Consider the following 14,770-nt stretch of genomic DNA (forward strand, 5'->3'; position numbering starts at 1 on the left):
CCTAATCTTTTATTTTTTGAAATTTTGTATCACTTATTTTAAGGATAGGGATGATAGCTAATCGTACAAAAGAAAGGAAGAAGAAAGAAAAACAAACGAATGCGGAGCAAAGACTCATTGTGATAGGTGCTTCATCAGGCGGATTTGAGGCAATAAAAAAAATTGTCAGCAACCTGCCTGCTGATTTTGAGACCCCCATTTTTATTGTATGGCATATAAGCCCCGATGTGCATGGCATACTGCCTCAGGTGCTTAATCGCGAAAATAAAATCTATGCAGCTCATGCCTACGACTATGAACCCATAAAACCGAATCGCATTTACGTTGCTCCACCCGACTACCACATGCTCATTGAAGACGGAAAGGTTCGGGTAACACATGGGCCTAAAGAGAACCGTTTCCGGCCTGCAGTTGACCCACTGTTCCGCTCGGCGGCCTATACCTGCACCAACCGTGTAATTGGGGTTATTTTATCAGGTGCCTTAGATGACGGTACTGCGGGTCTGTGGGCAGTAAAGCACTACGGCGGTATGGCTGTGGTTCAGGACCCTATAGATGCAGAAGTGTCATCTATGCCTGAAAGCGCCCTGCGTGAAGTACAGGTAGATTACTGCGTTCCGGTGGCTGAAATGGCTGATTTGCTTGTGAACCTATCTAAAGAGCCCTTAAAAAAGATGGAGGTTATGAAAGATGAACAAACGAGAAAAGAAATTGACATTGCCGCAGAAGCAAAAGCCATGGAAAGAGGGATATTACAGTTTGACGGGCTTACGCCATATACCTGCCCCGAATGCCAGGGTGTTTTATCTCGACTGCATAATGATAATATCATTCGGTATCGTTGCCATACCGGTCATGCGTATTCAGTCGATGCTTTGATGCTTGCCATTTCAGAAAAAATTGAAGACAATTTATACAGTGCCATTCGGGGTATAGATGAAATTGTGATGCTGATGAACCATATCGGCGACCACCATGCGGAGGTCAATCATCCAAAACTGGCGGCCATCTATTTTCAGAAGGCAAAAGAGGCAGATGAGCGCTCTCAACTGGTGCGCAGAGCAGTAAAAGAGCACAAACAGGTAAGCAAAAACAAACTTGAACAGGAATTCTTAGAAAGTACAGTAAAAGCTAAACAATGACAAAGAAACGGGTTAGTGAAAAACAAAAACAACCCCTGCCCCATGAGGAAGTAGGGGTTGGTAAGAATGAACTTCTGATTGTAGGTATCGGTGCATCGGCCGGAGGCATCGTGGCACTACAGGAATTCTTCAGGCACGTACCCGCTAATTCAGGTATCGCTTATGTAGTGATACTACACCTGTCGCCAGATCACGACAGCAAACTGGCAAATATATTGCAGTCAGTGGCAGCCATTCCTGTTTCGCAGGTTACCGAAAAAGTAAAAGTAGAAGCCAATAAAGCGTATATAGTACCCCCCAACCAGCATTTAATTATGCAGGATGGTTTTATTGCTGTATCACCTAATACCAACTTTGAAGACCGCCGGGCACCTGTGGATATTTTCTTTCGTTCATTGGCCGATTCGCACGGGGCAAGAGCCGTTTGTGTCGTTTTATCAGGTACAGGCGCCAACGGTTCTATGGGTTTGAAGCGCATTAAAGAAAGAGGCGGGGTAGCTTTTGTTCAGAATCCGCGTGAAGCAGAATTCAATGAAATGCCTCGCAACGCCATTGCTACCGAACTGGTAGACGAAGTACTATCTGTGGCTGCAATTCCTGAAAGAATCATTGTTTATAGAAGAAGTCTTTCTACTACGCATATTCCGCTTGAGGCTGAAGCCAGAGGCGAAAGCCAGCAACTGGCGTTGCGTGAAATTTTTGCACATCTTCGTTTACGCACCGGTCATGATTTTACGAATTACAAACGCCCGACCTTGTTGCGACGCATCGAAAGACGCATTAATATCTGCAATTTTGCCGATTTGCCCTCGTATGCTGCTTTCTTAAAAGACAGTCCCGATGAGACCACCGCACTTTTAAAAGATTTACTCATATCGGTCACTAATTTTTTCAGAGACAGAAGACCTTTTGACATACTAGAGCAGGAAATTATTCCGCGCATTACGGCCAATAAAAATTCAGAAAAACAGGTAAGGATATGGGTTGCTGGCTGTGCCACCGGTGAAGAAGCCTACTCGCTGGCCATACTATGCGCTGAAAAAGTAATGGGGGTAATAGATGCACCAAAAATCCAGATTTTTGCAACCGATATTGACCAGACCGCTATTAATATAGCCAGAGAAGGACTATATACCATTAATGATGCGGCTGACATCTCACCTGAACGGTTGAGGCGTTTCTTTAATAAGGAGGGCGACCAATACCGCATCAGGCGTGAAATAAGAGAGACAGTGCTATTTGCGATACACAATTTTATCAAAGACCCGCCTTTCTCTCATCTCGATTTAGTGAGTTGTCGCAATGTGCTGATTTATCTCAATCATGTAGCACAGGAACGAACCATGGAGACATTTCATTTTGCCCTCAGGCCGGGAGGTTTTCTGTTTTTGGGTACTTCTGAATCTGTAGATGGGGCAAGCGACCTCTTTGCTTCGTTCAACCGCGATGCCCATCTCTATCAAAGTCGCGAGGTAAACGTTAGGTCTTACCCTGTACCTGAAACGGTGCCTTCTTTCAGCATCGGGCAAACCATCGTGCCTACTACACAACACGAAAAGAAAGTACTGGAACGTATCACTTTCAGCGACCTCCACCACCGGCTGCTGGAAGAATATGCCCCACCTTCTCTGATTGTGAATGAAGAGTACGAAATTGTACACCTATCTGGCTCGGTAGGAAAGTATCTGCAGATAAGCGGCGGTGAAATCACCCAGAATCTACTGAAATTGCTGAAAGAAGAACTCCGCCTGGAAATCCGTTCCGCTCTATACCAGGCTGTGCAGCGCAAACAGGCAGTAGAAGCCAGAGGATTAAAAGTAAAAATAGATGCCCACATTGAAATCGTAAATGTGCATATACGGCCTGTATTGCGGCAGGAAGACACGGCTCGTGGATTTATATTGGTTTTGTTTGAATCCAAGCCCATCAATCAGGACGATACTGATAAAGAAGTATTGGTGTCTCCGAATGAAAATATTTCACGCCACCTTGAAGAGCAACTGGTGCGGATAAAAGGCGAGTTAAGGAATGCCATTGAGCAGCACGAATTTCAGCAGGAAGAACTCAAAGCCAGCAACGAAGAATTGCAGGCCATGAACGAAGAGCTGCGTTCGTCGGCAGAAGAACTGGAAACAAGCAAGGAAGAGCTACAATCGATTAATGAAGAGTTGCGCACTGTAAACCAGGAGCTGAAAGTGAAGATTGAAGAGTCTACCCTATCGGCCAATAATTTACAGAATCTGATCGACTCAGCTGATGTGGGCACGCTTTTTCTCGACCGTAGCTTCCGGGTATCCTTATTTACGCCGACTGCCAGAAATATTTTCAACTTAATACCCAGCGATTACGGCAGACCTTTGACTGATATAACCAATAAATTGAACGATGATAATCTATTGCATGATGCAGAAATTGTGATGAGAAAGCTCAAGGTGATTGAGCGTGAAGTAACCACCAAAGAAGGAATGACGTATTCGATGCGGATGTTGCCCTACCGGACCACAGAAGACCAGATTAACGGTGTAGTGATTACTTTTTTTGATATTACCACCCGTAAAAAGGCAGAGGAGAAATCGCACATAAACGAGGAGCGGATGCGCAGGCAGAAAGAGGTATTTCAGGCAGCCATTGATGGAAAAACGCTGGCAGATGCCCTGAATATCATTGCCAGACTGGTGGCTGAAGAAACAGGTGCCCGCACTGCTTTTTATATGGTAGATCAGCAGATGATTTATCTGCAACCGATATGGGGAGCCGGAAATATGCCCGAAGATTACTTAAAAGAGATAGACAACACTGTTATTGGCGAGGATTTGTTTGTCTGCGGATTAGCAGCACCAAACGGTCGTCCGGTTCTCATCTCCAATGTTTTTGAAGATCCTCTCTGGAAGCCTTGGATTTCTCTGGCAGAGAAATCCAACTTCCGTGGATGCTGGTCTTTTCCTATCAAAACATTTGAGAATAAAGCTGTAGGTACTTTTGCCATGTACTTTACCGAAGCCCATGAAGCTACGCCAAACGACCGTTCACTCGCAGAGGTAGTTACGCAAACGGCTGCTGTTATCATCGCCAATTTCGCTAATATCAAGGAACGTCAGGAAGCAGAAGAAGCACTACGAAAAAGCGATGAAAGATACCGGCTTAAACTCGAACAGGAGGTACAGGAACGCACCCTTGCTTTGAAAAAGAGCCAGGAAGAACTTTCAGAAAAAAATATCCAACTCAATTATACCATTTCAAAACTTGAATCATTTAACTATCTGGCCAGTCATGACCTAAGGGAACCTCTGCGCAAAATTCAAACCTATGTTAAACTACTGAATAAGGCGAAAGATGATAATAAAAAATTGGAGCTATTCCTGAAGAGCATTGGGGAATCCACTGAACGTATGACTCAATTAATTGACGACCTGCTTAGTTTTTCACGTTTGTCGCGACCCGATGAAGATTTTGAACTGGTTGACCTCAACCAGATACTGAATAACGTAAAGGCTGATTACGAAATGCTGATTAATGACAAGCAGGCTGTGATACTCAACGATACATTGCCGGTTATTCATGCCATTCCTTTCCAGATGCACCAGTTGTTTGCCAACCTTATCAGCAATGCACTGAAATTTAATGAAGGCAAACCGGAAGTAAAAATTACGACAAGTTCTGTTTACGGTGATTCCATAAAAGAAGACTTTGAATTGAAGCCGGAAACAACATACGCTGAAATTGTTTTTTCAGACAATGGCATTGGCTTTGACAACGAATACAATACAAAAATATTTGAGTTATTTCAACGCCTGCACGGTAAATCAGAATACAGCGGTACGGGAATCGGACTGGGCATTGTAGAGAAAATTGTCAATAACCACCACGGCTTTATAAAAGCTGATGGAGAAGTTGGTAAAGGGGCAAGGTTTACCATTTGGTTACCGCTTAGTTGATAGCATGATAAGGCGTCGATATATCAAGAAGATATTGACGCTGCATTGAATAATTTCAAAAGAATCCAGACATCAATAAAAAAACTCCTTTTCATTTGCTTAAATAAGAGTTTTTTTTATTTTTGTAAATAATTGATAGTCAAAAGCTTGGTATAGGTATTGTATATTTTTTCGCAGAATATATAATATTTTTCAAAAAAAACGTTTGACAGATAATACATTTTTGGGTGAAAATACTTGACAAATTAAAAATTGTTATACTTTTGCAGCCACAAATTTTTTGTAACATTAAATAAGGAATAAACTATGTATTGGACACTCGAACTTGCGTCATACTTAGAGGATGCACCGTGGCCCGCTACAAAAGATGAGTTGATAGATTTTTCGATTCGTTCGGGAGCACCCATTGAAGTTATTGAAAATTTACAAGAACTAGAAGACGACGGACAACCGTACGAGAGTATCGAGGAGATTTGGCCAGATTATCCGACCAAAGACGACTTTTTCTTCAATGAAGATGAATATTAGGTTTCATTAAAAAAAAGAGCAATAAACCCAGTTTATTGCTCTTTTTGCTGATAGATATTCTGTTTTATTTTAATTCCTCTTTCAGGAAGTATCCTGTATAACTGCCCTTTACTTTGGCCACCTGTTCAGGTGTGCCCTCAGCAATGATTTGTCCGCCCTTATTGCCACCTTCCGGCCCGAGGTCAATCAGGTGGTCTGAAACCTTTATTACATCCAGATTATGCTCAATAATCAGTACCGAATTGCCTTTATCAGCCAGTTTCTGCAATACTTCCAGCAATTTCTTAATATCCTGAAAATGTAAACCAGTCGTTGGTTCATCCAGAATATAAAGCGTTTTTCCGGTATCTTTTTTAGAAAGTTCTTCAGCTAATTTTACCCGCTGTGCCTCTCCACCTGATAGGGTAGTGGCATGTTGCCCCAGCGTAATATATCCCAAACCTACATCAAAAAGAGTCTGTACTTTTCTGAAAATCTTGGGTTGAAATTCAAAGAATTCTAAGGCTTGCTCCACAGTCATATCGAGCACATCAGCAATAGATTTGCCTTTAAAACGCACTTCCAGTGTCTCACGGTTGAAACGTTTACCCTTACAGGTTTCACAGGCTACGTGAACATCAGGCAGGAACTCCATTTCAATTTTCTTCATCCCTGCTCCCTCACAATCCTCACAGCGACCACCTTTTACATTGAATGAGAAACGGCCTGGCTTATATCCTCTGATTTTAGATTCGGGTAATTCAGCAAAAAGTGTTCTGATATCAGAGAACATACCTGTATAGGTAGCAGGGTTACTTCTTGGTGTACGTCCGATAGGACTTTGGTCGACCTCAATCACTTTATCTATAAATTCCAGCCCCTCAACGGATTTATAAGGAAGCGGCTCTCTCTTGGCATTATAAAAATGACGATTCAGAATTGGGAACAATGTTTCATGAATCAAAGATGATTTCCCGCTACCACTCACACCCGTAATCGAAAGCATTTTGCCTAGGGGAAGTTTCAACGTTACATTCTTTAGATTATGTCCGGTTGCACCTTTAATCACCAATGCTTTGCCATTCCCTTTTCTACGTTCTTTCGGAATCTCAATGCTTGACCTGCCACTCAGATAGTCAGAAGTGGTACTTCTGTTGGCCAAAAACTCTTTTGGTGTACCTCTTCCTACAATGCTTCCACCATGTCGGCCTGCACCCGGACCAATATCTAATATATAGTCAGATTCAAGCATCATGTCTTTGTCGTGCTCAACGACTAAAACTGTATTGCCCAAATCACGTAAATCTTTTAAAGCCTGAATTAGTTTGACATTGTCTCTCTGATGCAATCCGATACTTGGCTCATCCATGATATACAATACGCCCACCAACTGCGTACCAATCTGTGTAGCCAGACGAATCCGCTGCGATTCTCCACCGGATAAGGTTCTAAGAGGACGATTCAAAGTCAGATAGTCTAAGCCAATACCCATAAGGAAACCAATGCGTTTACGGATTTCTTTCAGTATCTCACGGGCAATAGTGTTTTGTCGGTCAGAGATGCGGCTTTCAAGATTGTCAAACCATTCGCCAATTTCCCGGATATCCATTTCGGCCAATTCAGCGATATTTCTATGATCAATCTTAAAGTGTAAAGATTCTTTTTTCAGACGCAACCCGCCGCAATCAGGACAAGTTTTTATCACTAAAAAGTCTCTTACCCACTCCTGAATCTTATCATTATCCGAATCCTGCTGACGTTTCAGGAAGGTAATTACACCTTCGAAAGTCGTATTCCATTCAGTACCCGGATATTTCTTAGAAGGTACAGCCACAGATTCTTCACTGCCGTACAAAATGGTTTTTAAAGCCTCTGGTGGCAGTTTATCAATAGGCGTAGAGATATTCGCTTTAAAGCTTTTCAGAATAATTTCTATCTGCTTGAAAATCCATAAATCACGATACTCACCCAGCGGTGCAATACCTCCGCGACTGATACTTAAAGATTTATCAGGAATAATAGAGTCTTCAGTTATTTCTTCAATTGTCCCCAGACCATTACAGGTAGGGCAGGCTCCATAAGGAGAATTGAAAGAAAAACTATTAGGTGAAGGATCTTCGTAGGAGATACCCGATTGCGGGTCTGTCAGGTTCTGAGAAAAGTATTGAGTTTTGTCCTTGGCATCCAGAAGCATCATAGAGCCTTTACCCTGTTTTAAGGCAGTGCTTACTGACTGATTCAAGCGATAACGATCTTCAGATTTAGGAACAATTCTATCAATTACTACCTCAATATCATGAATCTTATAGCGGTCGAGTTGCATTTTGGGGTTAATCTCCAATATCTCACCATCTACACGCACTTTGTTATACCCTAATTTGGCAATCTGCACAAATAGCTCACGGTAATGTCCCTTTCTACCTTTTACCAACGGTGCCAGCAAAGTGATTTTCTGATTCTCATAATGCTGTAAAATCTGGTCGATAATCTGGTCCTGCGTTTGCTTCACCATTTTCTCACCTGTCACATAGCTGAAGGCCTCACTGGCACGGGCAAATAGCAGACGAAGAAAGTCGTAGATTTCGGTAGTGGTTCCAACCGTAGAGCGAGGGTTTTTTGAGGTGGTTTTCTGCTCGATAGAGATTACCGGAGATAAGCCGTTAATTTTGTCCACATCCGGGCGTTCCATATCGCCAATGAAACTTCTGGCATAAGAAGAGAAACTCTCCATATAGCGTCTTTGCCCCTCAGCATAGATCGTATCAAAAGCTAAAGAAGATTTTCCGCTACCCGAAATACCCGTAATAACTACCAGTTTATTGCGGGGAATATTTACATCAATATTTTTAAGGTTATGTTCTCTGGCTCCTAACACCTCTATTTGGTCATAGCCAGTCAGGTCAATATCATTCAATTGTTTTTCGCTCACTATTTATGGGAGATTATTTAAAAAATAACGAAAAATACAGGCATGTAGTTCCTGTTTTTAAAAGCGAAGAAGAAGAATTAAGCAGCCATTGCGAAACTTAAATTACCATTAAACTCCTTTACAACCTGATTTAATTCTTCAATATATTTTGCAAGAATTTCCTCATACTGCTGTTTCATGATACCTATTCCACCTTCCTGGCTATGCAAGTCAATCATCTTATTTACTTCCTCAATTTGATGAAGTAAATTTAATACTTTATAATCTCTTTCAGAAAGTTCCTCTTTCATGGGTTCTAAATTCTAAAAGCTTTCAAAAAAAGAAGACATATATAGAACTATTGGGTGAGATAGATTAAACTAATTAATATATCGTCCCTACGGGACTTTAACATTATTTTACCTATTTTTCTACCGATACAACATCCCTAACGGGATATTCTAAGTCCCGTAGGGACGATATATCGGTAGAAGGATTAAAGTTTTTTGAATCAGTATCCCGTAGGGATAATATATTAAATTCCCTAAATAGATACATAAACGCTCAATACACCAAAATCTTATTACTCACCATTTCTCTGGCTGCATCAGCAATGCCTTCAGGGTCAAAACCACATTCGCGGTGCAATTCAATTTGCTCGCCATGCTCTACTATCCGGTCAGGAATACCTAGGCGTTTTACTTTAGCAGTATATTCATGGTCAGCCATAAATTCTAGTACGGCACTACCCATACCACCTTTTACGCAACCATCTTCCACCGTTATCACTTTATCAAACTGCTGGAATACCTCATGCAAAAGTGCTTCATCTAATGGTTTTACAAAGCGTAAATCATAATGTGCTGCGCTGATGCCCTCTTGTTTCAGCATTTCGGAGGCTTGAACCGCATAATTACCCACATGACCGATAGTTAAAATGGCAATATCGCTACCGTCTTTTATCTTTTGCCCTTTACCAATGGCTATTTTTCTTAATGGTCTTCTCCAATCTGGCAAAACACCCTCACCACGTGGATAACGAATCGTGAAAGCTGTTTTCAGTTTCTGTACTTCATCCAATTGGAAGGTATACATCATGTTGCGTAACTCCTCTTCGTTCATCGGAGCAGCAATCACCATATTCGGGATACAACGCATAAAAGCAATATCATAGGCGCCATGATGCGTAGGGCCGTCTGCTCCTGCAAAACCTGCGCGATCAAGGCAGAAGATAACCGGTAGTTCCTGAATACATACATCATGAATCACCTGATCATAGGCGCGTTGCATAAAGGTTGAGTAGATATTACAATATACTACCAAACCTCTTGTAGCCATACCTGCCGAGAAAGTTACGGCATGTTGCTCGGCAATACCTACATCAAATGCTCTGTCAGGCATCGCTTTCATCATAATGTTTAATGATGAGCCTGATGGCATGGCAGGGGTAACACCCATAATTTTATCATTGACCTCTGCCAGTTCCACAATCGTATGTCCGAAAACATCCTGATATTTCGGAGGCATTGGCTTATCATACACTTTTTTCTTGATTTCTCCGGTTACCTTATCAAAAAGACCTGGCGCATGCCATTTGGTCTGATCTTTTTCGGCGGGGGCATAACCTTTACCTTTCACAGTTAAGCAGTGCAGGATTTTCGGGCCGGGGATATTCTTTAAATCTTCTAATACGCTCACCATATGGTTGAGGTCATGACCATCTATCGGGCCAAAATACCGGAGATTCAATGCTTCAAACAAATTACTCTGGCTTAGTAAAGCACCTTTCATGGCGTTTTCTACTTTCTGCACAATTTCTCTCGCACTTTTGCCAAAGTTGCTCATTTTACCTAAGAGCTTCCAGATATCATCTTTGGCTCTATTATAGGTTTGAGACGTGGTAATGTCTGTCAGATACTCTTTCAAAGCACCCACATTTGGGTCAATAGCCATGCAGTTATCGTTCAGGATAATCAGCAGATTAGCATCTTTTAAAGAGCCTGCATGATTCATGGCTTCGAAAGCCATTCCGGCGGTCATAGAGCCATCACCAATTACGGCAATATGCTGGCGTTTTTTATCTCCATTGTGCATAGAGCCCACTGCCATACCTAAAGCTGCAGAAATAGAGGTAGAGGAGTGTCCTACACCAAAAGTATCAAAAATACTTTCTTTGCGTTTTGGAAAACCCGAAATACCACCATAGAAACGGTTAGTATGAAATTGCTTTCTACGACCTGTCAGAATCTTGTGCCCGTAAGCCTGATGGCCTACATCCCACACCAGTTGGTCGTCGGGAGTATTAAATACATAATGAAGCGCTACACTTAGCTCAACCACGCCTAAGCTGGCACCAAAATGCCCTCCATATACAGATACTACATCAATAATAAATTGTCGTAGTTCGTCGGCAAGTTGTGGAAGTTTTGATCGGTCAAGTTTTCTTAGATCGGAAGGGTCATTAATGGTTTCCAGAAGTTCGCCGGATGTGATGAGCATATCTTTATAACAAATTACAAGTCGATTGTTCTGTCTAAACCAAACATAGGATAAAATGTTTGATTATATCGTAAATATTTATACTTTTTTGGGTTAGAGCAGAATGCACATCATCACTTTTCAGGTATGATGCCGATAAGCTTACAAAGATACGAAAAAAACAATAGTTGCATATTAATCTTTTCTTTGGCTGGCCCGGTAAAGCTTTTGCTTTTCTTCTTTAGTGAGACTTTCGTAACCTGACTTACCTATTTTGTCAAGAATGGCATCAACTTCGTCCTGGTCAGGAAAATAATTAGGGTCGAGATTCGTGCTACTATTACCTTTGCTCGAAACGGTAGATTCGCTATATTTTCTTTGAGGAATTTTCATTTTAGGTTTAGGTCTCCACAAGCTACTCCACCAGTCACCAACGGTTTCGATAGGGCTACCTAAATCAACACCTTTCCGTAATAAATAAATGTAAGAATAGCCTGCCAATGCCCCTCCCAGGTGCGAAATACCGCTACTTGGTACGATGAAAGATAAGAGTAGGAAAAACCAGGCAATGTATTTGATTTTAATCAGGAAAAGGCCAAAGAAGTAAAATTCATACTCTGGCAAAAGTGTAACGGCGGCAAACATAACCGCACAAACAGCAGCAGAGGCACCTAAAACGGTAGAATTGATATTATTTACCTGAGGCGTAAGCGACAGCAAATTGTAAATACCAATATAGATTAAACCACTGAAAACACCCCCAATAATATAGATATTCATCAGTTTACGACTACCTATAAACTCCTGTACCAATGTGCCGAACCAATAAAGCGTAAGCATATTGAACAATAAGTGCCAAAAACTATAGTGAGTAAAACAGTAGGTAAGGAGTGTCCAGGGTTTCCAGATAAACTCCCTGATAGGCGCAATTAGCAGTACATTGTCATTAATCACTTTATTAATGACGTTTCCCTCCGGGAAAAATGATAAAATAGCTCCTGTCAGAATTAAAGACAAAAAAACTATCGCATTGATGAGCATTAGTTGCACCAATGTATTCCCACGACGGAACGGATTTTTTATGTCATCTATAAAATTTGCCACTCGCTCTTTCTTCCTTAAACAAATTTACGTAATAAATTAATATTGAGACTTTCCAAAGCCAAAATATCTTAATAAAATGAAGCCAATTAATAAACCACCTATGTGGGCAAAGTGAGCTACTCCCATTGATGTCCCCTGAATGCCGGCATATAATTCATATACGGCATAGAATCCTACCAGATATTTGGCTTTAATCGGTATCGGGAACGGGAAAATAATCAGCTCATTATTTGGGAAAAGATACGCATAAGCTATCAGAATCCCAAAAATTGCTCCCGAAGCCCCTACCATTGGCGTTGCAGCCAACATCCAGTAAGGTTCCGAATCAGGTGAGAATTGCAGCATGTCATACATATTTACAAAAGAGTAAATAAAACTTGCGCCAATTCCTGTAACCAAATAGTATATTAAAAAACGTTTAGAACCAAAAAATGTTTCGATTCCCGAGCCAAAAATTAATAAAGCAAACATATTACTCAGTAAATGTCCCAAACTACCGTGCATAAACATATACGTAAATGGCTGCCATATCTTAAAATTCGGATTTAATAATTCAGGACTTCCGGGTAAAATGGGATTAAAGAAAGCGAATTGTCGCGTAATATACTCATCATTTAAAAAACCAGACAGAAGAAATATTACTACATTGGCAATCAGTAAATTACGAGCAACCGGACTTAAATAAAACATAGCTTTTTCTTTTATTTTTTTATGATCAGGTCGGCTAAATGTTCCAGCGACAAAATAGTCATAATGGGCTCACCGTTAGGTGTATAACCCGGAACAGCCGTTTCAAAAAGTTGATGAATCAGTAAATTTATTTCAATTTTCGATAGTTCGCCAATATATTTGGCAGAAGATTTTTTTGAGAACGAACGAGCTACGTTTTCTACGCTATCCAACTGCAAATTACTCTGGTTAGTTTTGAATTGTTGCACCAGTCCATCAAAGATTTCTTTCTCGTTTTCTTCCTGTACTTCAGGTGGAACACCCGTTATTTTTATGGTATTTTGCCCGAATTCTTCAAAAGAGAAACCTAATGCCTTTATCTCATTTTGTATCTCCATCACTAACTGAAAATCAGCCGGATGCAAATCAAGAGTCTTAGGAAATAACAACTGTTGGGTAAACGAATTTTTGTTTTTCAGCGTATTGTAATATTTCTCATAAAGTATGCGCTCATAAGCAGCCCTTTGGTCTATTAGCATTAAGCCATTCTTAGCCTGGGTTACAATAAACCTGTTCTGAATCTGAATCGCACTAATATCTTTAACCTCGGCCAGACGTTTGCTTTCATCAACAATATCATTGGCTTTACTACCTAGTGTCAGAGGGGCTTCATTCTGAAAATCTTTTTGGGTATCAGGTGTATGAAAATCAAGATTAGCCTGATTATTGGGTTTAAAGCTATCTAAGCCCTCAAAAAGTTTCCGCCAGTTATCTGTATTAGATTTATCCCTGAAAGAATCATCTTTTATAGGCGGCAGCGATGAACCATTACCCCCTCCAGAATTCTGACGAGGTTTTTCAAAATCGCTTATAGCCGGATTAATCGGCGAAGGTAAATCATTGAATCGGTTGGTAGTGGTAATATTACCAAAGTTAATATCTGATTCGAAATCAATAGTAGGAGTGAGGTTATAAACCCCAATAGCCCGTCTGACTGCCGATCGGATGATAGCATACACTGCCCTTTCATCATCAAATTTTATCTCGGTTTTGGTCGGATGAATATTAATATCAATATGAGAAGGGTCAATTTCTAAAAATAATACATAGAAAGGACTACTGCCCTCAGGGATAGTTGCTTCAAAAGCACTTAGCACCGCATGATGTAGATAATTATGTTTGATGAAGCGCTTATTGACAAAGAAAAACTGCTCGCCACGTCCTTTTTTAGCTGATTCGGGTTTGCCTACATAGCCATCAACATTTACAAATGGTGTTTCTTCTTCACAATTAGCTAATTGTTCCCGATAGTTTTTACCAAAAATATCAACAATCCTACGGCTTAGCTTACCCGAAGGTAAATTATAAACCTCTACATCGTTATGATAAAGCGTGAAAGTAATTTCAGGATGAGCCAGAGCAACCCGTTGAAATTCGTCCAGGACGTGTTTCATTTCAACCGGATTTGACTTCAGGAAGTTGCGTCGGGCAGGAACATTGAAGAATAGATTTTTTACCTGAAAATTAGTGCCTTTCGGACAAGAAACTGATTCCTGATTTTTGAAATCAGAGCCCTCAATCTTAATGGATGTACCCACTTCATCAACCAGACGACGCGTACGAAGTTCTACCTGTGCTACAGCAGCGATAGAAGCAAGCGCTTCACCTCTGAAACCCATCGTACGGATCGCAAACAAATCGTCAGCCGTTCTTATTTTTGAAGTAGCATGCCGTTCAAAGCTCATGCGGGCATCAGTGGCAGACATACCTATGCCGTCATCAATTACCTGAATGAGGGTTCTACCTGCATCTTTTACAATCAGCTGAATATTATTGGCACGGGCATCAATAGAATTCTCCAACAATTCTTTTACTACTGATGCCGGTCTCTGCACAACTTCTCCTGCTGCAATCTGGTTTGCAATAGAATCAGGTAGTAAATGAATAATATCTAACATTATCTTAATTTTTTGCCCTTTAAACTAAAAAATTTATTTAAATAACCTTAATTTGAAGGGAATTTGTTC

At 40.9% G+C, this 14,770-nt stretch carries 9 protein-coding genes; 3 read left to right on the top strand and 6 right to left on the bottom strand.

The genetic code is table 11. The annotated features are described in order from the left end of the window. Positions 1-50: 50 nt before the first annotated feature. The 3 genes from D0T08_RS05720 to D0T08_RS05730 all read left to right on the top strand — a co-directional run bounded on the left by D0T08_RS05720 (position 51) and on the right by D0T08_RS05730 (position 5,605). The gene (locus tag D0T08_RS05720; protein WP_116981647.1) at positions 51-1,142 is read left to right on the top strand and encodes a chemotaxis protein CheB; all 1,092 of its coding nucleotides are present in this window, start codon (positions 51-53) and stop codon (positions 1,140-1,142) included. Then, positions 1,139-5,077: a CheR family methyltransferase gene (locus D0T08_RS05725; protein ID WP_116981648.1), complete on the top strand. Its 3,939-nt coding sequence runs from the start codon at positions 1,139-1,141 to the stop codon at positions 5,075-5,077. Before D0T08_RS05720 ends, D0T08_RS05725 begins: the two co-directional genes overlap by 4 nt. Positions 5,078-5,383: 306 nt before the next feature. After that, positions 5,384-5,605 carry a DUF2795 domain-containing protein gene (locus tag D0T08_RS05730; RefSeq protein WP_015028821.1) on the top strand — a complete coding sequence of 74 codons (222 nt, stop codon included), beginning with the start codon at positions 5,384-5,386 and terminating at the stop codon, positions 5,603-5,605. 64 nt (positions 5,606-5,669) lie between these two features. Here D0T08_RS05730 and uvrA read toward each other — a convergent pair whose 3' ends face one another. From uvrA to mutL, 6 genes are all read right to left on the bottom strand, one after another. Next, positions 5,670-8,513, bottom strand: coding sequence for an excinuclease ABC subunit UvrA (gene uvrA / locus D0T08_RS05735; RefSeq protein WP_116981649.1), 2,844 nt, complete (start codon positions 8,511-8,513; stop codon positions 5,670-5,672). Positions 8,514-8,590: 77 nt separating this feature from the next. Then, positions 8,591-8,803, bottom strand: a complete 213-nt coding sequence (locus tag D0T08_RS05740; RefSeq protein WP_116981650.1) for a hypothetical protein — start codon at positions 8,801-8,803, stop codon at positions 8,591-8,593. A 253-nt stretch (positions 8,804-9,056) separates the two neighbouring features. Next, the gene (gene dxs, locus D0T08_RS05745; RefSeq protein WP_116981651.1) at positions 9,057-10,991 is read right to left on the bottom strand and encodes a 1-deoxy-D-xylulose-5-phosphate synthase; all 1,935 of its coding nucleotides are present in this window, start codon (positions 10,989-10,991) and stop codon (positions 9,057-9,059) included. Between the two features lie 174 nt (positions 10,992-11,165). Then, positions 11,166-12,074: a rhomboid family intramembrane serine protease gene (locus D0T08_RS05750; protein ID WP_116981652.1), complete on the bottom strand. Its 909-nt coding sequence runs from the start codon at positions 12,072-12,074 to the stop codon at positions 11,166-11,168. Positions 12,075-12,110: 36 nt separating this feature from the next. Then, complete coding sequence (locus D0T08_RS05755; protein ID WP_116981653.1) at positions 12,111-12,764, bottom strand: rhomboid family intramembrane serine protease; 654 nt, start codon at positions 12,762-12,764, stop codon at positions 12,111-12,113. An 11-nt stretch (positions 12,765-12,775) separates the two neighbouring features. Next, a complete protein-coding gene (gene mutL / locus D0T08_RS05760) occupies positions 12,776-14,701 on the bottom strand; it encodes a DNA mismatch repair endonuclease MutL (RefSeq protein WP_116981654.1) in 1,926 nt (641 codons plus the stop codon). Positions 14,702-14,770 lie beyond the last annotated feature (69 nt).

The organism is Emticicia sp. C21 (assembly GCF_003418935.1).
GTDB lineage: Bacteria > Bacteroidota > Bacteroidia > Cytophagales > Spirosomataceae > Emticicia.

Bases quoted from the DNA above. Each gene is read 5' to 3' on its own strand.
- dxs (WP_116981651.1), bottom strand. From the start codon at position 10,991: ATGCTCATCACATCCGGCGAACTTCTGGAAACCATTAATGACCCTTCC.
- D0T08_RS05730 (WP_015028821.1), top strand. From the start codon at position 5,384: ATGTATTGGACACTCGAACTTGCGTCATACTTAGAGGATGCACCGTGG.
- D0T08_RS05740 (WP_116981650.1), bottom strand. From the start codon at position 8,803: ATGAAAGAGGAACTTTCTGAAAGAGATTATAAAGTATTAAATTTACTT.
- D0T08_RS05755 (WP_116981653.1), bottom strand. From the start codon at position 12,764: ATGTTTTATTTAAGTCCGGTTGCTCGTAATTTACTGATTGCCAATGTA.
- mutL (WP_116981654.1), bottom strand. From the start codon at position 14,701: ATGTTAGATATTATTCATTTACTACCTGATTCTATTGCAAACCAGATT.
- D0T08_RS05725 (WP_116981648.1), top strand. From the start codon at position 1,139: ATGACAAAGAAACGGGTTAGTGAAAAACAAAAACAACCCCTGCCCCAT.
- D0T08_RS05720 (WP_116981647.1), top strand. From the start codon at position 51: ATGATAGCTAATCGTACAAAAGAAAGGAAGAAGAAAGAAAAACAAACG.